This is a genomic window from Streptomyces sp. 378, assembly GCF_030124145.1.
GTDB lineage: Bacteria > Actinomycetota > Actinomycetes > Streptomycetales > Streptomycetaceae > Streptomyces.
On sequence record NZ_JASKMS010000004.1, the window covers coordinates 224,480 to 245,717 of the forward strand.

The 21,238-nt window shown below is 72.2% G+C and carries 20 protein-coding genes; 10 read left to right on the plus strand and 10 right to left on the minus strand.

Annotated features, from left to right (window positions below):
• Nucleotides 1–36: 36 nt before the first annotated feature.
• The 3 genes from QNO09_RS08030 to QNO09_RS08040 all read right to left on the minus strand — a co-directional run bounded on the left by QNO09_RS08030 (nucleotide 37) and on the right by QNO09_RS08040 (nucleotide 3,390).
• Nucleotides 37–1,674: a phospho-sugar mutase gene (locus QNO09_RS08030; protein WP_283969363.1), complete on the minus strand. Its 1,638-nt coding sequence runs from the start codon at nucleotides 1,672–1,674 to the stop codon at nucleotides 37–39.
• A 347-nt stretch (nucleotides 1,675–2,021) separates the two neighbouring features.
• On the minus strand, nucleotides 2,022–2,846 hold the full coding sequence (locus QNO09_RS08035; RefSeq protein ID WP_102913636.1) for a purine-nucleoside phosphorylase: 825 nt from the start codon (nucleotides 2,844–2,846) through the stop codon (nucleotides 2,022–2,024).
• Between the two features lie 106 nt (nucleotides 2,847–2,952).
• Complete coding sequence (locus tag QNO09_RS08040; protein WP_283969364.1) at nucleotides 2,953–3,390, minus strand: gamma-glutamylcyclotransferase family protein; 438 nt, start codon at nucleotides 3,388–3,390, stop codon at nucleotides 2,953–2,955.
• A 97-nt stretch (nucleotides 3,391–3,487) separates the two neighbouring features.
• On the opposite strand from QNO09_RS08040, the gene QNO09_RS08045 reads away from it, so the two are divergent.
• Together QNO09_RS08045 and QNO09_RS08050 are read left to right on the plus strand one after the other, a co-directional pair.
• Nucleotides 3,488–4,936 (plus strand): NAD(P)H-quinone dehydrogenase, encoded by a 1,449-nt coding sequence (locus QNO09_RS08045; protein ID WP_283969365.1) that lies wholly within the window; start codon nucleotides 3,488–3,490, stop codon nucleotides 4,934–4,936.
• Between the two features lie 166 nt (nucleotides 4,937–5,102).
• Nucleotides 5,103–6,083 carry a DeoR/GlpR family DNA-binding transcription regulator gene (locus tag QNO09_RS08050; RefSeq protein WP_283969366.1) on the plus strand — a complete coding sequence of 327 codons (981 nt, stop codon included), beginning with the start codon at nucleotides 5,103–5,105 and terminating at the stop codon, nucleotides 6,081–6,083.
• 377 nt (nucleotides 6,084–6,460) lie between these two features.
• Here the strand turns inward: QNO09_RS08050 and QNO09_RS08055 are convergent, their stop codons facing one another.
• Entirely contained in the window at nucleotides 6,461–8,233 is a 1,773-nt protein-coding gene (locus tag QNO09_RS08055; protein WP_283969367.1) for an acetyl/propionyl/methylcrotonyl-CoA carboxylase subunit alpha, read from the minus strand.
• A 373-nt stretch (nucleotides 8,234–8,606) separates the two neighbouring features.
• On the opposite strand from QNO09_RS08055, the gene QNO09_RS08060 reads away from it, so the two are divergent.
• Nucleotides 8,607–9,047 (plus strand): hypothetical protein, encoded by a 441-nt coding sequence (locus QNO09_RS08060; protein ID WP_283969508.1) that lies wholly within the window; start codon nucleotides 8,607–8,609, stop codon nucleotides 9,045–9,047.
• On the opposite strand, the gene QNO09_RS08065 is transcribed toward QNO09_RS08060, so the two are convergent.
• From QNO09_RS08065 to QNO09_RS08080, 4 genes are all read right to left on the minus strand, one after another.
• Entirely contained in the window at nucleotides 9,016–9,636 is a 621-nt protein-coding gene (locus QNO09_RS08065; RefSeq protein ID WP_283969368.1) for a Maf family protein, read from the minus strand. The two genes, QNO09_RS08060 and QNO09_RS08065, sit on opposite strands and share 32 nt — an antisense overlap.
• A 32-nt stretch (nucleotides 9,637–9,668) precedes the next feature.
• Nucleotides 9,669–9,797: a morphogenic membrane protein MmpB gene (gene mmpB / locus QNO09_RS08070; protein ID WP_107062905.1), complete on the minus strand. Its 129-nt coding sequence runs from the start codon at nucleotides 9,795–9,797 to the stop codon at nucleotides 9,669–9,671.
• 84 nt (nucleotides 9,798–9,881) lie between these two features.
• Nucleotides 9,882–10,091, minus strand: coding sequence for an acyl-CoA carboxylase epsilon subunit (locus QNO09_RS08075; RefSeq protein ID WP_031132777.1), 210 nt, complete (start codon nucleotides 10,089–10,091; stop codon nucleotides 9,882–9,884).
• A gap of 25 nt (nucleotides 10,092–10,116) precedes the next feature.
• Nucleotides 10,117–11,721 (minus strand): acyl-CoA carboxylase subunit beta, encoded by a 1,605-nt coding sequence (locus QNO09_RS08080; RefSeq protein WP_283969369.1) that lies wholly within the window; start codon nucleotides 11,719–11,721, stop codon nucleotides 10,117–10,119.
• A gap of 110 nt (nucleotides 11,722–11,831) precedes the next feature.
• Between QNO09_RS08080 and QNO09_RS08085 the strand changes: the two genes are divergently transcribed.
• Both QNO09_RS08085 and QNO09_RS08090 read left to right on the plus strand, forming a co-directional pair.
• A complete protein-coding gene (locus QNO09_RS08085) occupies nucleotides 11,832–12,698 on the plus strand; it encodes a biotin--[acetyl-CoA-carboxylase] ligase (RefSeq protein WP_283969370.1) in 867 nt (288 codons plus the stop codon).
• Between the two features lie 337 nt (nucleotides 12,699–13,035).
• Entirely contained in the window at nucleotides 13,036–14,142 is a 1,107-nt protein-coding gene (locus QNO09_RS08090) for an adenylate/guanylate cyclase domain-containing protein (RefSeq protein ID WP_283969371.1), read from the plus strand.
• Nucleotides 14,143–14,159: 17 nt separating this feature from the next.
• Here the strand turns inward: QNO09_RS08090 and QNO09_RS08095 are convergent, their stop codons facing one another.
• Nucleotides 14,160–14,840, minus strand: a complete 681-nt coding sequence (locus tag QNO09_RS08095; RefSeq protein ID WP_283969372.1) for a hypothetical protein — start codon at nucleotides 14,838–14,840, stop codon at nucleotides 14,160–14,162.
• Between the two features lie 232 nt (nucleotides 14,841–15,072).
• Between QNO09_RS08095 and QNO09_RS08100 the strand changes: the two genes are divergently transcribed.
• The 3 genes from QNO09_RS08100 (at nucleotide 15,073) to hutH (ending at nucleotide 18,826) form a co-directional block, all read left to right on the plus strand.
• Nucleotides 15,073–15,873: an enoyl-CoA hydratase/isomerase family protein gene (locus QNO09_RS08100; RefSeq protein WP_283969373.1), complete on the plus strand. Its 801-nt coding sequence runs from the start codon at nucleotides 15,073–15,075 to the stop codon at nucleotides 15,871–15,873.
• Between the two features lie 90 nt (nucleotides 15,874–15,963).
• On the plus strand, nucleotides 15,964–17,115 hold the full coding sequence (locus QNO09_RS08105) for a GGDEF domain-containing protein (protein WP_283969374.1): 1,152 nt from the start codon (nucleotides 15,964–15,966) through the stop codon (nucleotides 17,113–17,115).
• Nucleotides 17,116–17,233: 118 nt separating this feature from the next.
• Nucleotides 17,234–18,826, plus strand: a complete 1,593-nt coding sequence (gene hutH, locus QNO09_RS08110; protein ID WP_502962262.1) for a histidine ammonia-lyase — start codon at nucleotides 17,234–17,236, stop codon at nucleotides 18,824–18,826.
• 45 nt (nucleotides 18,827–18,871) lie between these two features.
• On the opposite strand, the gene QNO09_RS08115 is transcribed toward hutH, so the two are convergent.
• A complete protein-coding gene (locus QNO09_RS08115) occupies nucleotides 18,872–19,186 on the minus strand; it encodes a hypothetical protein (RefSeq protein WP_283969375.1) in 315 nt (104 codons plus the stop codon).
• Nucleotides 19,187–19,295: 109 nt separating this feature from the next.
• Between QNO09_RS08115 and QNO09_RS08120 the strand changes: the two genes are divergently transcribed.
• Both QNO09_RS08120 and QNO09_RS08125 read left to right on the plus strand, forming a co-directional pair.
• Nucleotides 19,296–19,625, plus strand: a complete 330-nt coding sequence (locus QNO09_RS08120) for a hypothetical protein (protein ID WP_283969376.1) — start codon at nucleotides 19,296–19,298, stop codon at nucleotides 19,623–19,625.
• A 285-nt stretch (nucleotides 19,626–19,910) separates the two neighbouring features.
• On the plus strand, nucleotides 19,911–21,158 hold the full coding sequence (locus QNO09_RS08125) for a L,D-transpeptidase (RefSeq protein ID WP_283969377.1): 1,248 nt from the start codon (nucleotides 19,911–19,913) through the stop codon (nucleotides 21,156–21,158).
• Nucleotides 21,159–21,238 lie beyond the last annotated feature (80 nt).

The following is a 21,238-nucleotide window of genomic DNA, read 5'->3' on the forward strand; positions in this document are numbered from 1 at the left end:
GTCGTCGGCAGGGGGCGGTGGTGCGGGGCCTCGGCCTCAGATGCCCGCCGCCGCCGACAGGTCGCGCTTGATCGACTCCAGCAGCGCCGTCGCCTTCGCGCGGGCCGCGGGAAGATCCTCGTGGGACCCGACCGGGATCACGACCTCCAGGTAGCACTTCAGCTTCGGCTCCGTGCCGCTCGGGCGGACGATCACCCGGGCGCCGTCGAGGGTGTACCGCAGACCGTCCGTGGGCGGGAGATCGGCCGTGCCCCGGGTGAGGTCGTCGGTGCGGGTGACCGGCAGGCCGGCCAGTTCCGTCGGGGGCTGTTCGCGCAGGCGGCGCATCGCGGCGGCGATGAGGGAGAGATCCTCCACGCGGGCCGAGAGCTGGTCCGTCGCGTGCAGGCCGTGCTCCACCGCCAGGTCGTCCAGCAGGTCGAGGAGCGTACGGCCCTCCTCCTTGAGCCGGGAGGCCAGTTCCGTGATCAGCAGCGCGGCCGTGATGCCGTCCTTGTCGCGCACGCCGTCGGGGTCGACGCAGTAGCCGAGGGCCTCCTCGTAGCCGAAGCGCAGGCCCTCGGCGCGGGCGATCCACTTGAAGCCGGTGAGGGTCTCGACGTGGGGGAGTCCCGCCTTCTCGGCGATCCGGCCGAGGAGGGACGACGAGACGATCGACTCCGCGAACGTGCCGGTCGCTCCGCGGCGGACCAGGTGGGCGGCGAGCAGGGCGCCGACCTCGTCGCCGCGCAGCATGCGCCAGTCGGTGCCGTCCCGCACGGCGACGGCGCAGCGGTCCGCGTCCGGGTCGTTGGCGATGATCAGGTCCGGGGCGGTTGCGGCGGCGCGTGCCGTGGCGAAGGCCAGGTCCATCGCGCCGGGCTCCTCCGGGTTGGGGAACGCGACGGTCGGGAAGTCCGGGTCGGGCTCGGCCTGCTCGGTGACGAGGACCGGTTCCGGGAAGCCGGCGCGGGCGAAGGCGGCCAGGAGGACGTCCTTGCCGACGCCGTGCATCGCCGTGTACACCGTGCGGGCGGTGCGGGGGGAGTCCTCGGACAGGACGGCGTCCGTGCGGGCGAGGTAGGCGTCGAGGACGCTGTCGTCGAGGATGTCCCAGCCTTCGGTGGGGCGCCGGACGGTGGTGAGGGACGGGACGGCGGCGATCTCTTGTGCGATCTCGACGTCCGCCGGGGGGACGATCTGGGAACCGTCGCCGAGGTAGACCTTGTAGCCGTTGTCGCGGGGCGGGTTGTGGCTGGCCGTGACCTCCACGCCCGCGACCGCGCCGAGGTGCCTTATCGCGAAGGCGAGGACGGGGGTGGGCAGGGGGCGGGGGAGGATCGCCGCGCGCAGGCCGGCGCCGGTCATGACGGCGGCGGTGTCCTGGGCGAAGTCGTGCGACTTGTGGCGGGCGTCGTAGCCGATGACGACGAGGCCGCTGTCGTGCCCCTGCTTCTTGAGGTAGGCGGCGAGGCCCGCGGCGGCGCGGATGACGACCGAGCGGTTCATGCGCATGGGGCCGGCGCCGAGTTCACCGCGCAGGCCGGCGGTGCCGAACTGGAGGGTGCCGCCGAAGCGCGCGGCGAGTTCCGTGCGGTCTCCGGCGTCGATGAGGCGGGCGAGCTCGGTGCGGGTCTCCGCGTCGGGGTCCTCGGTGAGCCACGCCTGGGCCTGTGCGATGAGTTCGTCGTGCACGGTCGGTGTCAGCCTCTCGGTTGTGGGTGGTGCCGGGGTGCCTGCGGCGGCCTGTGCGGGGCCGTGGGGGTGCGCGGGGCCGCCTGCCCGGGTTCGGTGGGTCGGGGCCGCGCCGGGGGGTGTCCGTCCTCGGAACGGCGCGATGGGGTCGGATACCGACCAACCGTCCGTTGACGCGCCAACCGCTGCGGGCGGACACCCCCCGACACGGCCCCTCGCGTACGACGGCGCGTGCGGGAGCGTTGTGGCGTGCGCCCGTCCCGTTGCGGGCTGCCCCCCGCTGGGCATGCGTGCCGCTGGGGAGGGTGGGCGCAGCGGCACCCCGCCTGAGCAGCGATGCCCGGTGCTTACAGGCGGCCCAGGACCTGCGTCAGCAGGGAACCCATCCGCGTCGCGGAGTCGCGGCCCGCCTGGAGGACCTCTTCGTGGTTCAGGGGCTCGCCCGTCATGCCCGCGGCGAGGTTCGTGACCAGGGAGATGCCCAGGACCTCGGCGCCCGCCTCGCGCGCGGCGATCGCCTCCAGGACCGTCGACATGCCCACCAGGTCCGCACCGATGACGCGGGCCATGCGGATCTCGGCCGGGGTCTCGTAGTGCGGGCCGGGGAACTGGGCGTAGACGCCCTCCTCCAGGGTGGCGTCGACCTCCTTGCACAGGGCCCGCAGGCGCGGGGAGTACAGGTCGGTCAGGTCGACGAAGTTCGCGCCGATGATGGGGGAGGTGGCGGTGAGGTTGATGTGGTCACTGATGAGGACCGGCTGGCCGGGGCGCATGCCCTCGCGCAGGCCGCCGCAGCCGTTGGTGAGGACGACCGTCTTGCAGCCGGCCGAGACCGCGGTACGGACGCCGTGGGCGACCGCTGCCACCCCGCGGCCCTCGTAGTAGTGCGTACGGCCCAGGAAGACCAGGGCGCGCTTGTCGCCGATCCGGTACGAGCGGATCTTGCCACCGTGGCCCTCCACCGCCGGCGGCGGGAAACCGGGGAGCTCGGTGACCTGGAACTCGGCCTCGGGGGCGCCCAGCGCGTCCACGGCCGGGGCCCAGCCGGAGCCCATCACGAGGGCGACGTCGTGGGTCTCGGCGCCCGTCAGTTCGCGCAGGCGGGCCGCGGCGGCGTCGGCGGCGGCGTGGGGGTCGCCCTGGATGTCGTCCGGAAGAAGAGATGCGTTCACGCCGAAGAGGGTAGCCGGTGAAAGCCTACGCGCGTAGATGGCAGAGCTCACGGGGTGGCGATCGTTGTCTTGTCGTTTCCGACGAAGGGGAGTGGACGGGCGGCCGTCAGCAGGGGCGCTTGCGGAGCTCCATCACGTAGTCGTGCGGGGCGCCGGCCGACTCGGCGGCGTCGGCGATCTCGCCCAGGTAGCGGGCGGAGGGCAGGCCGCCCTCGTAGGCGTTCAGGGTGAAGGCCCAGGCCGATTCCTCACCGTCCAGGGTGTGGACCCGTACGCGCGTACGGCGGTAGATGTCGAGGCCCACGCCCTCCCAGCGGTCGAGGGACTCCTCGTCCATCGGGGCGATGTCGTACAGGGAGACGAAGACCTGGGAGAACGGGTCCTCCACGATCGTGGGCAGCGCGCCCTCCCAGCCCATGTGCTCGCCGCCGAAGGTCAGCCGCCATCCGTTCAGCCAGCCGGTGGCGCGCAGTGGCGAGTGCGGGGCGCGGCGGGACATCAGCCGCGCGTCGAGGTTGCCGGCGTACGCGGCGTAGAGCGACATGGGGGAAGGGTACGGCAGGCGACCCCGGCGTCACTGTCGTAACAACCGGCGCAGCGGCGGGGCCCCGGGGCGGTGGCACCGCGAGCGGTGCGGGACAATGGAGTACGTGACTCGGATCGTGATCATCGGTGGCGGACCCGGCGGATACGAAGCGGCCCTGGTGGCCGCTCAACTCGGCGCGGAGGTGACCGTCGTGGACTGCGACGGTCTGGGCGGGGCGTCGGTGCTCACCGACTGCGTGCCGTCGAAGACCCTGATCGCCACGGCCGAGGTGATGACCACCTTCGACTCCTCCTACGAGGAGCTGGGGATCATCGTGGCCGACGACACCCCGCACATCGAGCAGGCCGCCCGGGTGGTGGGCGTGGACCTGGGCAAGGTCAACCGGCGTGTGAAGCGGCTGGCGCTCGCCCAGTCGCACGACATCACCGCCTCCGTGACCCGTGCGGGGGCGCGTGTCATGCGCGGGCGCGGGCGGTTGGAGGGCATGCAGGCGCTCGACGGGTCGCGCAAGGTCGTGGTGCGCACCGCCGACGGGAGCGAGGAGACGCTGACGGCTGACGCCGTGCTCATCGCCACCGGCGGACACCCCCGTGAGCTGCCCGACGCCCTGCCCGACGGTGAGCGGATCCTGAACTGGACCCAGGTGTACGACCTCGACGAGCTCCCGGAGGAGCTGATCGTGGTCGGGTCGGGTGTGACGGGTGCCGAGTTCGCCGGTGCCTACCAGGCGCTGGGGTCGAGGGTGACGCTGGTGTCGTCGCGCGACCGCGTGCTGCCGGGCGAGGACCCGGACGCCGCCGCCGTGCTGGAGGACGTCTTCCGGCGGCGTGGCATGAACGTCATGGGGCGCACCCGGGCGCAGTCCGCCAAGCGGGTGGGGGACCGGGTCGAGGTGACCCTCTCCGACGGGCGGGTCATCACCGGGTCGCACTGCCTCATGGCCGTCGGAGCGGTGCCCAACACCGCGGGCATGGGGCTGGAGGAGGCCGGGGTCCGGCTGCGCGAGTCCGGTCACATCTGGACCGACAAGGTCTCGCGCACGACCGCTCCGGGCGTGTACGCGGCCGGTGACGTGACCGGCGTGTTCGCCCTCGCCTCCGTGGCCGCCATGCAGGGCCGCATCGCCATGTACCACTTCCTGGGCGACGCCGTGGCCCCGCTGAACCTCAAGACGGTGTCGTCGAACGTCTTCACCGACCCGGAGATCGCCACCGTCGGCTACACCCAGGCCGACGTCGACGGCGGGAAGATCGACGCCCGGTCCGTGAAGCTGCCGCTGCTGCGCAACCCGCGCGCGAAGATGCAGGGCATCCGCGACGGCTTCGTCAAGATCTTCTGCCGGCCCGGCACGGGCATCGTGGTGGGCGGTGTCGTCGTGGCGCCGCGTGCCTCGGAACTGATCCACCCCATCTCGATCGCGGTCGACAACAATCTGACAGTCGAACAGATCGCGAAGGCCTTCACCGTCTACCCCTCCCTGTCGGGCTCGATCGCCGAGGTGGCCCGGCAGTTGCACACCCGCAAGGAGAGCGGCGAGGGCTGAGGCCGAAACCGGCTCCTCCCTGGTCACGGGGAGTGTTCGACCATGCGTACGGCATAGGCGGCGGGACTAAGGCTCTATACCACTCCCCGCTGCTCGGTGCGAACATCTTCTGCTATTCAGCGCAAACTGCTGAAAGCAGACGGTCGCTGGCGTTACTGTCAGTTTCGTGTTCGCTGCAGAACGTCGCCAATTGATCCTCGAAATGGTGCGAGCGAACGGGGCCGTGTCGCTCCGTGAGCTCGCCCGCGTCGTCCAGACCTCCGAAGTGACCGTACGGCGGGACGTGCGCGCGCTGGAGGCAGAAGGACTCCTCGACCGCCGGCACGGCGGTGCGGTACTGCCGGGCGGTTTCACGCGAGAGTCCGGCTTTCCGCAGAAGTCTCATCTCGCGACCGCCGAGAAGACCGCCATCGCCGACCTCGCCGCGAATCTCGTGGAAGAGGGGGAGGCGATCGTGGTCGGGGCGGGTACGACGACCCAGGAGCTGGCCCGCCGGCTCGCCCGGGTGCCCGGGCTCACCGTCGTCACCAACTCCCTCCTCGTCGCCCAGGCGTTGGCCCATGCCAACCGGGTCGAGGTCGTGATGACCGGCGGTACGCTCCGCGGTTCGAACTACGCCCTGGTCGGGAGTGGTGCGGAGCAGTCCCTGCACGGGCTGCGGGTGTCCCGGGCGTTCCTGTCCGGAAGCGGGCTGACCGCCGAACGCGGGCTGTCCACGTCCAACATGCTGTCGGCGTCCGTCGACCGGGCGCTGGTGCAGGCCGCGGCGGAGGTCGTCGTGCTCGCCGACCACACGAAGCTCGGCACCGACACCATGTTCCAGACCGTGCCGACGGATCTCATCACCCGCCTCGTCACGGACGAGCCGCCCGCGCATGACGACCGTGCCGCCACGGAACTCCAGGCGCTCGCCGACCAGGGCGTGCAGATCACCGTCGCCGGGGGGCAAGGGGGCTCTGCCGGAGCGGGGGCGGGGGGCCCGGGGGGTGATTCCCTCCCGGCGCGCCAGCAGCGCCGGGACGTGCCGTTGCCCGGGCCTCGACGGCAGGTGCCGGGAGCCGGGGGCCAGCTGCGGTCCGCCTCGATACTGGGTGAACAGGGGCCCGGGGCGGAGCGGGCACGGGTGGCTGACATGCGGCGGCGTTGACGCCGACGGTGGATTGAGCCGCGGGTTGCTTTTTCAGGCCCCTGCGCTGCCGCTGGGCCGGGTGGTTCCGCAGCCCAGCGGAACGGGATGCCGCCCGCGCCACCCCAGGCGGTACGCATGCCCGCAGGCTGCGGGGACCGGGGTGCCGCCTGGGCCCCGTCCGGCTGCCCTTGGCGGCACGATGGCCCGCAGCCCGGGCGATCCGCACCCGCCGGACGACGCGAGGGGCCGTGTCGGGGGGTGTCCGCCCGCAGCGGTCGGCGCGTCGACGGACAGTCAGTCGGCGTCCGACCCCATCGCGCCGTTCCGAGGACGGACACCCCCTGGCGCGGCCCCGACCCACCCCGAGGGGTGGGCGCCGCGCCAGGGGTGGAACGTCAGTCCTTGATCTCGCAGATCGCCGCGCCCGACGTCACCGACGCGCCGATCTCCGCGCTCAGGCCCTTGATGGTGCCCGACCTGTGCGCGTTCAGGGGCTGCTCCATCTTCATGGCCTCCAGGACGACGATCAGGTCGCCCTCCTTGACCTCCTGGCCCTCCTCCACGGCGACCTTGACGATGGTGCCCTGCATCGGGGAGGTGAGGGTGTCACCGGACGCCACGGGGCCCGACTTCTTCGCCGCGCGGCGCTTCGGCTTGGCGCCCGCCGCGAGACCCGTACGGGCCAGGGACATGCCCAGCGACGACGGCAGGGAGACCTCCAGGCGCTTGCCGCCGACCTCGACGACGACCGTCTCGCGGCCCGGCTCCTCGTCCGCCTCCGCGTCGGCCGGTGCGGTGAACGGCTTGATCTCGTTGACGAACTCCGTCTCGATCCAGCGCGTGTGCACCGTGAACGGGTCGGTCGAGTCCGTGAGCTCGGGCGCGAACGCCGGGTCCCTCACCACCGCACGGTGGAACGGGATCGCCGTCGCCATGCCCTCGACCTGGAACTCCTCCAGCGCGCGGGCGGCCCGCTGGAGGGCCTCCTTGCGGGTGCGGCCGGTGACGATCAGCTTGGCCAGCAGGGAGTCCCACGCCGGGCCGATGACCGAGCCGGACTCCACGCCCGCGTCCAGGCGGACACCCGGGCCGGACGGCGGGGCGAACGTCGTGACCGTGCCGGGAGCCGGGAGGAAGTTGCGGCCCGGGTCCTCGCCGTTGATGCGGAACTCGAAGGAGTGACCGCGCAGCTCCGGGTCGCCGTAGCCGAGCTCCTCGCCGTCGGCGATACGGAACATCTCGCGCACGAGGTCGATACCGGCGACCTCCTCGGTGACCGGGTGCTCCACCTGCAGACGGGTGTTGACCTCCAGGAAGGAGATCGTGCCGTCGAGGCCGACGAGGAACTCGACCGTGCCGGCGCCGACGTAGCCGGCCTCCTTCAGGATCGCCTTGGAGGCCGAGTACAACTGCTCCACCTGCGCGTCGGACAGGAAGGGCGCCGGGGCCTCCTCCACCAGCTTCTGGTGCCGGCGCTGGAGGGAGCAGTCACGGGTGGAGACGACCACCACGTTGCCGTGCTGGTCGGCCAGGCACTGAGTCTCCACGTGCCGCGGCTTGTCCAGGTACCGCTCGACGAAGCACTCGCCCCGGCCGAACGCGGCGACGGCCTCGCGGACCGCCGAGTCGTACAGCTCCGGTACCTCTTCGAGGGTGCGGGCGACCTTCAGACCACGACCGCCACCGCCGAAGGCGGCCTTGATGGCGATCGGCAGGCCGTGCTCCTCGGCGAACGCGACGACCTCGTCGGCGCCGGACACCGGGTCGGGCGTGCCGGCCACCAGCGGGGCACCGGCGCGCTGCGCGATGTGCCGGGCGGCGACCTTGTCGCCGAGGTCGCGGATCGCCTGCGGCGGCGGGCCGATCCAGATCAGGCCCGCGTCCAGGACCGCCTGCGCGAACTCGGCGTTCTCCGAGAGGAAGCCGTAGCCGGGATGGATCGCGTCCGCGCCCGACTCGCGGGCGGCGTTGAGCACCTTCTCGATGTCGAGGTAGCTGGTGCCCGGGGTGTCACCGCCCAGGGCGAACGCCTCATCCGCCGCGCGGACATGCAGAGCGTCCCGGTCCGGGTCGGCGTAGACGGCCACGCTCGCGATACCGGCATCCCGGCAGGCCCGGGCCACGCGGACAGCGATTTCGCCACGGTTGGCGATGAGCACCTTGCGCACGATTGAGGCTCCCTCCTTGAAACAAGCCGAGTTTAGGGACTGCCGACACGGCACTACGACCCGTCCCCAGTGGTGAGCTTGCCCACACGGAGCGTGATGCGTGGCTCGCTCGACCCGCGAAATCCCTTGTCGCACCGCGGTACGCAGTACTCCTGCGGGAAACCCTAGCCGTCTCCTGTGGTCAAGGTCTCTGTCATCACGTGCTGCGGGCCACTCGGTTTCTTTGTCGAGTCCCTACGAATGGCCCAATGATTCTTTGCGCGCTGCCGGACCCTTGTCCCCCGGTTTACCGGTTAGTAGCGTTCGCGATGTCTTCAGAGGGAAGAGGGTGGGCCCGGTGATACGCAGGCCGGTGGCGTGGGTCGTGGCGGCGATGCTGTTCTGCGAGGCGATCGGCGTCGCGGTGCTCAACTGGTTCCTGGGGGTCGTCGTCGACCGTCAGGACATGTCGCTGGCCGGGCTGGACCCCCACATGATGTCGGTGTCGTCGAAGATCGGCGGGATCGTCTTCGGCCTCTACTTCGCGGTGTGCGGCCTGGTCGCCCTTCTGGTGGCGCTGCGGGACCGGCCCCCGGCGGGCTTCGGGCGGGTGCTGCTGATCAGCGCGGCCGTCGTGCACGGGGTGCTGGGCGCGTTCACCTGGGGCCTCGTCGGCTGGCCCGCCTTCTTGTCCATGATGCTGGTGCTCGCCCTGGTCGTGCTGCTGCTGATGACGTACGACCGCCCGGCCGAGCCCGCCGACGCCGCGCCCGGGGGCGGCAAGAGCGGCGACGGGTCCCCGGTCACTTCTCCGCCGGCGCCCACAACTCCGTGATGCCGACGCCCAGTTCGGCCAGCAGCCGCCGGACCAGGGGCAGGCTGATGCCGATGACGTTGCCGTGGTCGCCGTCGATGCCGTCGATGAACGGGGCCGAGCGGCCGTCCAGGGTGAACGCCCCGGCGACGTAGAGGGGTTCGCCGGAGGCGACGTAGGCGGCGATCTCCTCGTCGGTGGGCTCGCCGAAGTGGACGACCGTGGAGGCGGTGGCGGACACGTAGCGGCCGGTGAGCGTGTCGTAGACGCAGTGGCCGGTCTGCAGGGTGCCGGCCCGGCCGCGCATCGCCTTCCAGCGGGCGGTGGCCTCCTCGGCGTCCGCGGGCTTGCCGAGAGCCTGGCCGTCCAGGTCGAGCACCGAGTCGCAGCCGATCACGAGCGCGCCCTTGGTCTGCGGCCGGGCCGCCACGACGGAGGCCTTCGCCTCGGCCAGGGCCAGCGCGAGCTCGGCGGGGGTGGGGGCGGTGACGGCGTCCTCGTCGACGCCGCTCACGATCACCTCGGGGGCGAGGCCGGCCTGACGGAGCAGTCCGAGCCGGGCGGGGGACTGGGAGGCGAGGACGAGTCGGCGACGCGGCTGATCTGTCATGCGTTCAGCGTATCGGCGTCACCCCGGGCGTCTCACCTCACGCCGATCACGATCATCGCCAGGACCATGGCCAGGGCCAGGAGAACGCTCAGCCGCCGCAGCATGTCCTGCGTGTCGCGCAGTTCCTCGGGCGGCTCGTTCTCGGGGTCGGACCACAGCATGAGTCCAGCGTGCGGCCTGGCCCGGCGGGGCGCCTGAGTAGGGGTACTCAAATCGGCGCCCCGCGTTGCTTCACCCGGCCGGTCTCACCCTGGCCAGTAGGTGCGGCCCCACGCCGCCGGCCCCGGCTGGGGCAGGCGGTGGGCCGCGATGCGGGACGGGTCGGACCAGGAGTCGCGGGTGGCCGGCGCGCCGGGCGGCGTCGCCGCTGCCGCCGCGGCGCGGGCCCTGACCACCGCCAGGGCGGCGGCCAGCTCCTCCGGGGTCGGGTTGCCCCGTACGACCTTGATCGTCATGTGGGCCTCCTGGGCTCGCTGCGGGCTAGAGGGGGATGTTGCCGTGCTTCTTCGGAGGCAGGGATTCCCGCTTCGTCCGCAGTTGACGCAGCCCCCGTACGACGTGCCGGCGGGTCTCGGACGGCAGGATCACGGCGTCGATGTAACCGCGCTCGGCCGCGACGTAGGGGTTGAGGAGCGCGTCCTCGTACTCCTGGATGAGCCGCGCCCGGACCGCCTCCAGGTCCTCCCCGGCCGCCTCGGCCTCGGCGATGGTGCGGCGGTGCAGGATGTTGACCGCGCCCTGGGCGCCCATGACGGCGATCTGCGCGGTGGGCCAGGCGAGGTTGAGGTCGGCGCCCAGGTGCTTGGAGCCCATGACGTCGTAGGCGCCGCCGAAGGCCTTGCGGGTGATGATCGTGATGAGCGGGACGGTCGCCTCGGCGTAGGCGTAGATCAGTTTGGCGCCGCGGCGGATGATGCCGTCGTGCTCCTGGTCGACGCCGGGCAGGAAGCCGGGGACGTCGACGAAGGTGAGCACCGGGACGTTGAAGGCGTCGCAGGTCCGTACGAAGCGGGCGGCCTTCTCGCTGGCCTTGATGTCCAGGCAGCCGGCGAACTGCATCGGCTGGTTGGCGACGATGCCCACCGGGTGGCCCTCGACCCGGCCGAACCCGGTGACGATGTTCGGCGCGTACAGCGGCTGCGTCTCGAAGAACTCGGCGTCGTCCAGGACGTGCTCGATCACCGTGTGCATGTCGTACGGCTGGTTCGCGCTGTCCGGGACGATCACGTCCAGCTCGCGGTCCTCGTCGCCGACCTCCAGGTCCGCCTCCTCCGCGAAGACCGGGGCCTCGGAGAGGTTGTTGGACGGCAGGTACGACAGCAGCTGCTTGATGTACTCGATGGCGTCCTTCTCGTCGCCCGCCATGTGGTGGGCGACTCCGGAGGTCGCGTTGTGGGTCCTGGCGCCGCCCAGTTCCTCGAAGCCGACGTCCTCGCCGGTGACGGTCTTGATGACGTCGGGGCCGGTGATGAACATGTGCGAGGTCTGGTCGACCATGACCGTGAAGTCGGTGATGGCCGGGGAGTAGACCGCGCCGCCCGCGCACGGCCCGACGACCAGGCTGATCTGCGGGATCACGCCGGAGGCGTGGGTGTTGCGGCGGAAGATCTCGCCGTAGGCGCCCAGCGAGGCCACACCCTCCTGGATGCGGGCGCCCCCGGAGTCGTTGATGCCGATGACCGGGCAGCCGGTCTTCAGGGCGAAGTCCATGACCTTGACGATCTTCTGGCCGTACACCTCGCCGAGGGCACCGCCGAAGACGGTGAAGTCCTGGGAGAACACGGCGACCGGGCGGCCGTCGACGGTGCCGTACCCGGTGACGACCCCGTCGCCGTACGGGCGGTTCTGGTCGAGGCCGAAGTTGGTGGAGCGGTGCCGGGCGAACTCGTCGAGTTCGACGAACGAGCCCTCGTCGAGCAGGAGCTCGATCCGCTCACGGGCTGTCAGCTTGCCCTTGGCGTGCTGCTTCTCGACGGCGCGTGCGGAGCCGGCGTGTGTCGCTTCCTCGATGCGTCGCTGCAGATCCGCGAGCTTGCCCGCGGTCGTGTGAATGTCGGGCTGCTGCTGCTCTTCCGGCTCGGACATCGGGATGCGGCTCCCTGCCTGCTCAAAAGGGGGGACGGTTACTCATCCGTAGAGTAGTGGGGTGCCTCCGCATCGGCAGTGCGGCGTTTACCACACCTAGGGTGGCTTGCATGACGCCGCGAGATGCATCAGAGCCGAACGGAAGCCGGTGGTCGGACCTGGACCGTCCGCCCCTCAACATCACCGCCCTGCGCCGGGGTCTGGTACGCCAGGGAGGGCTGTGGTCGGAGGTGGACGTGGTGCAGCGCACCGGCTCCACCAACTCCGATCTGGTGGCCCGGGCGGCGAAGGGCGAGGTGGCCGAGGGCGCGGTGCTGGTCGCCGAGGAGCAGACGGCGGGCCGCGGCCGCCTCGACCGGCAGTGGACGGCACCGCCCCGCTCCGGCCTCTTCTTCTCCGTCCTGCTCACGCCGAGCGAGGTGCCGGTGGCGCGCTGGGGGTGGTTGCCGCTGCTGACCGGGGTCGCGGTGGCGACGGGGCTGTCCCGGGCGGCGGGCGTCGACACGGCCCTGAAGTGGCCGAACGATCTGCTGGTCACGGTGGGGGGAGCCGAACGCAAGGCCGGCGGGATCCTGGCCGAGCGGGCCGGTGACGGCGGGGTGGTCATCGGGGTCGGCGTCAACGTCTCGCTGAAGGACGACGAGCTGCCCGTGCCGACGGCGGGGTCGCTGGGGCTGGCCGGGGCGGTGAGCACGGACCGGGACCCGCTGCTGCGGGGCGCGCTGCGCTCGCTGGAGGACTGGTACGGCAAGTGGCGTGCCGCCGACGGCGACGCGGGGGTCTGCGGGTTGCACGAGGCCTATGCGGCCGGCTGCGCGACGCTCGGGCGCGTGGTGCGAGCGGAGCTGCCGGGGGATCGGGCGGTCGTGGGGGAAGCGGTGGCCGTGGACGGGGACGGGCGGTTGGTGCTCGCCACCGCGGAGGGCGTGCAGGAGCCGGTCGGCGCCGGGGACATCGTGCACCTGAGACCGGCGTGAGCTGAGGGCGGGTGGGCCCGCGACGGCGGGACGGAGTGCCGCCGCGCCCGCCAGGCCACCCCCACCGGCCTGCACCCTCGCAGCTCAGCGGGAGTGTGCCCGAGCTGGGCGCGGGCCAGGTGCTTCCGGCCCGTCCGGCGATTGAGGACGAGGCCGTTCAGGCCGATCGGGTGTCCAGGGGGCGGATTCCCCTGGGGGCAGCGGCACAGACTGCGAGTTGCCCGCAACGCCGGGTACCTCACCCCCCGGCGGCCCTCACGGAGTGAGCTGGCGCACACCTGCCGTAGAGTTGAGGCCGGTCGATACATGACCGTGACAGATCGGAAGGGCAACACGCGTGACCGTCGACGACTCGGGTTCCGGCGAGGACGCGCAGGGCGCCGACTCCGGCGAGGATCCGCTCGCCCTGCGCCTCGAAGGGCTCATCCTGGGCGCCGAGCGCCGCTACACCCCGTTCCAGGCGGCCCGCAGCGCCGGCGTCTCCATGGAGCTGGCCTCCCGCTTCTGGCGGGCCATGGGCTTCGCCGACATCGGCCAGGCCAAGGCCCTGACCGAGGCGGACGTCCTCGCGCTGCGGCGTCTGGCCGGTCTCGTCGAGGCGGGGCTGCTGAGCGAGGCGATGGCCGTGCAGGTGGCCCGGTCCACGGGGCAGACCACCGCGCGGCTCGCCGAGTGGCAGATCGACTCCTTCCTGGAGGGGCTGACCGAGCCACCCGAGCCCGGCATGACCCGCACCGAGGTGACCTACCCGATCGTCGAGCTGCTCCTGCCCGAGCTGGAGGAGTTCCTGGTCTACGTCTGGCGTCGGCAGCTCGCCGCGTCGGCCGGACGGGTCGTGCAGGCCGCCGACGACGAGGAGATGGTCGACCGGCGCCTCGCCGTCGGCTTCGCCGACCTGGTCGGATTCACGCGGCTGACCCGCCGCATGGAGGAGGAGGAGCTCGGCGAGCTGGTCGAGGCCTTCGAGACCACGGCCGCCGACCTCGTGGCCGCCAATGGCGGACGGCTGATCAAGACCCTCGGTGACGAGGTGCTGTACGCCGCCGACGACGCGGGCACGGCCGCCGAGATCGCCCTGCGGCTGATCGAGACCATGGCGCACGACGAGACGATGCCGGAACTGCGGGTCGGCATGGCGTTCGGCACGGTGACCACCCGAATGGGTGATGTGTTCGGTACGACCGTGAACCTGGCCTCCCGCCTCACCTCGATAGCTCCCAAGGACGCCGTCCTCGTCGACACCGCCTTCGCCGAGGAGCTGATCCGTACGCAGGACGCCCCGACCTCGGAGGCGGAGGCGGCCGAGGAGGCCGCGGCGGCGGAGAAGGAGGGCGAGGAGCCCCCCGTGTACCGGTTCGGGCTCCAGCCGATGTGGCAGCGGCCCGTGCGTGGGCTGGGCGTCGTGGAGCCATGGCTGCTCACCCGGCGGGACGGCGCGCCGTAGCCGCTTGCCCGTGGGCGTCACCGGTGGCCGAGGGGCGAGTCCACGCAGAGGCCGATGACCGGCACGCACAGGCCCGGGTCCCGCGGCTGCGCGGGCGCCTCGGGCGGCGGTGCCGGGGCGGGCGCGGTCCGGCTCGGCCGTACGGACGGGGTCGCTGCCGGGCGCGGGGCATCGCCCCGCGACGCCGTCGGCGCCGGGGCCGGGCCCCGGGTGTTCGGCGTGTCGGGAATGGTCGTCGGTGCGGGGCCGGTGACCGCGGCGCCCACGGAGGCGCCGGTCGGGGTGGAGGCAGGAGGCTGGGGCCCCTCGGTGGCCGGGGGCGGGGTCAGGTCGCCCAGGGGCGTGGGCGACGAGGGGCTCGCCTCGGGTGCGGCCGGGAAGGTCGCGGCGCTGTGGGTGGCGTCATCGGGGGCGGTGGACACCGGGTCCGGGCGGGGCCCGGCCCCGACCGGACCGGCGTCGGCGTCCGGACCGGAGGCCAGGCGCAGGAGGCTCAGGGCGCCGGTGGCGAGGGCGAGGCCGCCGGCGGCGAGCAGGACCTTGCGGGGACGGGGCTTGCGGTGCCGGCCCCGGACGCGCGGGGTGAAGGGCCCGTTCTCGGCCGGGTCCGGCTCGACGGGCACGGGCGGCTCACGCCGATGGAAGGCCGTGGTGCTCCCGATGTCTCCTCGCGGCCTCGCCTGCGTGTTCGTCGTCATCACGGCCCCTCCCCGAAACGGTCCCTCCCCGACGCACCCGCGCCCCCTGTGCGCCGTGGCGGACGCACGCTATGCGCTCCCATGGGCGGTTGGGCCGGAGTTGGGGTGATGTCACTCGAACGGGTGGGCGGGGGTGGAGGGGGAACCGGATGGGTCCGGCCTTTCGCGGGTGGGGCGCGGCTGCGATGATCGGGGCGTCGACCTTGTTAACCCGCGTTAACCGGAGGGTGTCATGAGTGAGGAACGGTTCGGGGAGTTCGTGCTGGTGCGGCGGCACGAGCAGGGGCATGTCGCGGAGCTCGTCCTCGACCGGCCCAAGGCCATGAACGCGGTGTCGACCCAGATGGCGCGGTCCATCGCCGGGGCCTGCGCGGTCCTGGGGGAGGACCGGGACGTCCGGGCGGTCGTGCTCACCTCGACGCACGAGCGGGCCTTCTGTGTGGGGGCCGACCTGAAGGAGCGGAACTCGTTCAGCGACGCGGATCTGCTGCGGCAGCGGCCGGTGACGCGGGGGGCGTACACCGGGGTGCTGGAGCTGCCGGTGCCGACGGTGGCGGCGGTGCACGGGTTCGCGCTCGGCGGCGGATTCGAGCTGGCCCTGGCGTGTGACGTGATCGTGGCGGACCGGACGGCCGTGGTGGGGCTGCCGGAGGTCTCGGTGGGGGTGATCCCCGGGGGCGGGGGGACGCAGTTGCTGCCGCGACGGGTCGGGGCGGCCCGGGCGGCCGAGCTGATCTTCTCCGCGCGGCGGGTGGAGGCCGAGGAGGCGGGGGAGCTGGGGCTGGTCGACCAGGTGGTCGAGGAGAGACGGGACCGCGAGGAGGCGCTGGCGCTGGCGGCCCGGATCGCCGGGAACTCGCCGGTGGGGCTCCGCGCGGCGAAGCGGGCGCTGCGGCTCGGGCAGGGGCTGGATCTGCGGGCCGGGCTCGAGGTCGAGGACGCGGCGTGGCGGGCCACGGCGTTCTCGGGGGACCGGGCGGAGGGCGTCGCGGCCTTCAACGAGCGGCGCACGCCGCAGTGGCCGGGGGAGTAGGGAGCCGGAGCCTCGGACCGGGCCGAACAGGTCGTCCCCGTTCGCGTCGTAAACAGGTCAGTCTGGCTGGAAACTCCCTAGCCTGGAGTGATGGGTGAGGACAGACGGCTGGCGGCCGTCGTCGCATTGGCTCAGGGGATGGCGGCCGCGCACGGGTCGCGTGAGGCGTGGCGTGCGGCGGCCACCGGGGCGTGCCGGGCCCTGGGCGGGAGCTTCGCCGCGCTGTCGGTGTGGGAGCGGGAGCTCGGGCGGCTGAGGGTCCTCGTGAACGTCGGCGAGCTGGCCGCGGGGGAGGAGGAGTTCCCCGAGGACGAGGCCTATCCGGTGCACCAGTTCGCGGAGATCACCGAGTTCCTGCACGAGCAGTGGGCCGGTGGCGGGGAGCCCGACGCGTGGGTGGAGACCGCCGAGGGGCCCGCGGCCGGGCGGCGGCCCGGGTACTGCCATCAACGGGTGGCCGCCCTGCGGCGCCGGGGCCGCGGCTGCTGCGTGGTCGCGCCCATCGTGCTGCACGGGCGGGCCTGGGGCGAGCTGTACGTCGCCCGGCCGGCCGGTGAAGCCGTCTTCGGCCGGGGTGACGCCGACTTCGCCACCGTCCTGGCCTCCGTCGTGGCCGCCGGTATCGCCCAGACCGAGCGGCTGGAGGAGGTCCGGCGGCTCGCCTTCACCGACTCCCTCACCGGACTCGCCAACCGGCGTGCCGTGGACGTGCGCCTGGAGCAGGCGATCGAGCGGCATCGCGGTGACGGGGCCGTCGTCAGTCTCGTCGTCTGCGATCTGAACGGGCTCAAGCGGGTCAACGACACCCACGGGCACGCCGCCGGTGACCGGCTCCTGGAGCGGTTCGGCTCGGTGCTGTCGCTGTGCGGGGCCATGTTGCCCGGGGCGCTGGCGGCGCGGCTCGGCGGGGACGAGTTCTGTCTGCTCGCGGTCGGGCCGCCCGCCGACCAGGTCGTGAAAGCGGCCGGCGAACTGTGCCGCCGGGCCGCCGAGTTGGAGCTCGGGGACGGCGTGGCCTGCGGGGTCGCGTCCACGGAGGATCCGATCGGGCCCGTGCGCTCCGCCCGGCGGCTCTTCCGTCTGGCCGACGCCGCCCAGTACCGGGCCAAGGCCGAGCGGGCGAACAGACCGGTCGTGGCCGGGCGGGCCGGGCCGGACGATCCCGTGGTGCGGCTGGCGGACCAGCCGTCCCAGGAGGCGGGCGGTGAGCGCCGGAGGTTCAGGGGCCGGCACGCGCCCTGACTCCGGCGGGCCGGACGGTGTGACGCATGCGGTGACCGGATGGTGTGACGCATTCGGTAAGGGGTGAACGCCGCCCCCAGTGGTGACACCATTGAATTCACTGCGTACGCTCCTGAATATGGATATGCACACTGTGGTGAGCGGGGAAGGCGCGAAGCGCGGCCTTGAAAGGGTGGTGGTGGGCGACGGGCGGGCTTCCGGGGTGACCGCGTCCGACGTGCTCGCCGTGGCACGCGGCGGTGCCCGCGTCGAGCTCTCCGAGGAGGCCGTGGCCGCCCTCGCCGCGGCCCGCGAGATCGTGGACGCGCTGGCGGCCAAGCCGGACCCCGTGTACGGCGTGAGCACCGGCTTCGGTGCCCTGGCGACCCGGCACATCAGCCCGGAGCTGCGCGCTCGGCTCCAGCGCAACATCGTCCGCTCGCACGCCGCCGGGATGGGCCCGGCCGTGGAGCGCGAAGTCGTCCGCGCCCTGATGTTCCTGCGGCTCAAGACCGTCTGCTCTGGACACACCGGCGTCCGGCCCGAGGTCGCGCAGACCATGGCCGACCTCCTCAACGCCCGGATCACCCCGGTCGTGCACGAGTACGGCTCCCTCGGCTGCTCCGGCGACCTCGCGCCGCTGTCCCACTGCGCGCTGGCGCTCATGGGTGAGGGCGACGCCGAGGGCCCCGACGGTGTCGTGCGCCCGGCCGCCGAACTCCTCGCCGCTCACGGCATCCAACCGGTCGAACTGCGCGAGAAGGAGGGCCTGGCCCTTCTCAACGGCACCGACGGCATGCTCGGCATGCTGGTGATGGCCCTGGCCGACCTGGAGACGCTCTACCGGTCCGCCGACGTCACCGCCGCCCTGTCCCTGGAGGCCCTGCTCGGCACCGACAAGGTCCTCGCCCCCGAACTGCACGCCATCCGCCCGCACCCGGGGCAGGCCGCCAGCGCCGCCAACATGCTGGCGGTGCTGAAGGGGTCGGGCCTGACCGGGCACCACCAGGACGACGCCCCGCGCGTCCAGGACGCCTACTCGGTGCGCTGCGCCCCGCAGGTCGCCGGCGCCGGGCGGGACACCATGACCCACGCCCGGCTGGTCGCCGACCGCGAGCTGGCGTCCGCCGTGGACAACCCCGTGGTCCTGCCCGACGGCCGGGTCGAGTCCAACGGCAACTTCCACGGGGCGCCCGTCGCCTACGTGCTGGACTTCCTCGCCATCGCCGCCGCCGACCTCGGCTCCATCGCCGAGCGGCGCACCGACCGGTTGCTCGACAAGAACCGCAGCCACGGCCTGCCGCCGTTCCTCGCCGACGACCCCGGTGTGGACTCGGGCCTGATGATCGCCCAGTACACACAGGCCGCGCTGGTGAGCGAACTGAAGCGGCTCGCCGTACCCGCGTCGGCCGACTCGATCCCGTCCTCCGCCATGCAGGAGGACCACGTCTCGATGGGCTGGTCGGCGGCGCGCAAGCTGCGCACGGCCGTCGACAACCTGACCCGCGTCATCGCCATCGAGCTCTACGCCGCCACGCGCGCCGTCGAGCTGCGCGAGGGGCTGACCCCGGCACCCGCGACGCGGGCGGTCATCGACGCCGTACGGGAGGCGGGAGTCCAGGGCGCCGGGCCGGACCGGTTCCTCGCCCCCGACCTCGCCGCGGCGGACGCGTTCGTGCGGGACGGGCGGCTGCTGGCCGCCGTGGAGAAGGTCACCGGGCCGCTCCAGTAGGGCGGCAGGGGCCCTGTCGTCGGCGGGGCCCCGCGTCAACGACCGTCAGAGACCGAGCCGTTCCCGGCGGACCGAGTACACGACGAATCCGGCGCCCAGGGTCAGGCAGAAGGTCCCGCCGATCACGTACGGCGTGCTGTCGAAGCTGCCGGTGTCGGCGAGACGGGTGCCGGTGACGGAGGCGTCCGCGGTCGTGGCCGCGATCCGGGCCTGTTCCGTGACCTGCGGCGACGGGCTCGTCGAGACCGCGTCTCTCACCGGCGAGTCCGACGTCGCGTTCGCGGACGGGACGAACCACAGGGCGCCCAGCAGGGACGCCGCGGCGGTGGCGGTCAGCAACGGACGGCGAGCGGATGACACGGAATATCGATCCCCTTGTGGCGCTGGCGAATTGGCCGTGTGGGGCGATGTTAGTGAAAGTCGCGGGTCACGGGAAAGTCACGGGAGGACCTGGACGTACGCTCGCGACATGAGCACTCCAGAGACATCACGTTTTGTACGGGTTCGGGTCGAAGTCGTTCTCGAGGTCGGCGACGCGGACGCGGTCACCAAGGCCGCGCTGCGCCGGATCGCGGACGACGCAGAGATGCCGGCGGCGGAACGGACCCACGCCGAGGGCGCTGTGACGGAAGACACCGCGGAGGCCCTGGCGTACCTCGTGGACCCGTTCGACCTGGTCAGCCAGGTGCCGGGGGTGGAGCTCCAGCAGGCCTCCTGGAGCAGCGAGCGGATCGACTACGACCCCGATTCGCCGGAGTGGGACCTCGACGAGGATGATGGCGACGGCGACGACGGCTGAGCTGTTCGGGAAACTCGTGACCCCGGGCGGCAACCGCCGCCGGGGGTCTTCGCGTCTCAAGCGGCGCATCGACCGCACCCGTATCGACCGGCACCGTCCGTCACGGACGTGGTGATCCCCACACCTGCGCGACCTGGGGAACCGGACGAACCGGTCGTAGCGTTGAACCTTCCGGACGAAGGACTCATGGGTTCCGACGGGGGCACTCAGAGTGGGCGGGGGCGCTCAGGTGCGGCGGGCGCACTCGGGGTTTTGGGGAATTGGGCAACGATGGAGAAGCGTGTGATGACGGTCAGTAAGCGGCGCAAGGGCCTGACGGTCGCGTCCGCACTGCTCGGCGGAGTGCTGATGCTCTCGGCCTGTTCCGGAGGCGACGACGGCGCCGGGAGCGACGGAGGCAACGGCTCCCAGTCGAAGGTCGACGAGGCGGCGGCGAAGAAGACCTCCGAGGCCCAGATCAAGATCACGCCCGAGGACGGTTCCGACAACGCCTCCATCAACAACTCCGCCGCCGTCACCGTGAGCAAGGGCACGCTCACGAACGTGAAGATGACGACGTCGGAGGGCACCGAGGTCAGCGGCCAGATATCCGCCGACAAGACCAGCTGGAAGCCCACCGCCCAGCTGGAGCGGTCCACCACCTACAAGCTGGCGGCCGAGGCGAAGGACTCCGAGGGCCGCGTCGCCCACGAGAACGCCTCGTTCACCACGGTCTCCCCGGCCAACAGCTTCATCGGCAACTTCACGCCGGACGACGGCACCACCGTGGGCGTCGGCATGCCGGTCTCGATCAACTTCGACAAGGCGATCACCAACAAGGCGGCCGTCCAGAAGGGCATCGAGGTCAGCACGAGCGGCGGCCAGGAGGTCGCCTGCCACTGGTTCAACGCCAACCGCATGGACTGCCGGCCCGAGGACTACTGGAAGGAAGGCTCCACCGTCACGTTGAAGCTCGCGCTCGACGGCGTCGAGGGAGCCAAGGGCGTCTTCGGCGTCCAGCAGAAGACGGTCACCTTCAAGATCGGCCGCAACCAGGTCTCGTACGTCGACGCGAAGACCAAGCAGATGAAGGTCACGCAGGACGGCAAGGTCGTCCGCACGATCCCGATCTCCGCCGGCTCGCCCGAGAACAAGACCTACGAGGGCGTCATGGTGATGTCCGAGAAGTTCAAGGAGACGCGCATGAACGGCGCGACCGTGGGCTTCACGGACGACGACGGCAAGGGTGAGTACGACATCAAGGACGTGCCGCACGCCATCCGCCTCTCCAGCTCCGGCACGTTCATCCACGGCAACTACTGGGGCGCGAAGTCCATCTTCGGCAGCGCGAACACCAGCCACGGCTGCGTGGGCCTGCAGGACGCCAAGGGCGCCGACGACCCGAACACGCCGGGCGCGTGGTTCTACAACAACTCGCTCATCGGTGACGTCGTGGTCGTCGAGAACACCGGCGACAAGACGATCGCGCCGGACAACGGCCTCAACGGCTGGAACATGAACTGGGCCGACTGGAAGGCCGGTTCGGCGGTCTGACCACTCGCCGGTTCCACTGACGTAAGGCCGCCGCCCACCCCCGCCGGGGGGTGGGCGGCGGCCTTTCGTCTCTTCTCAGG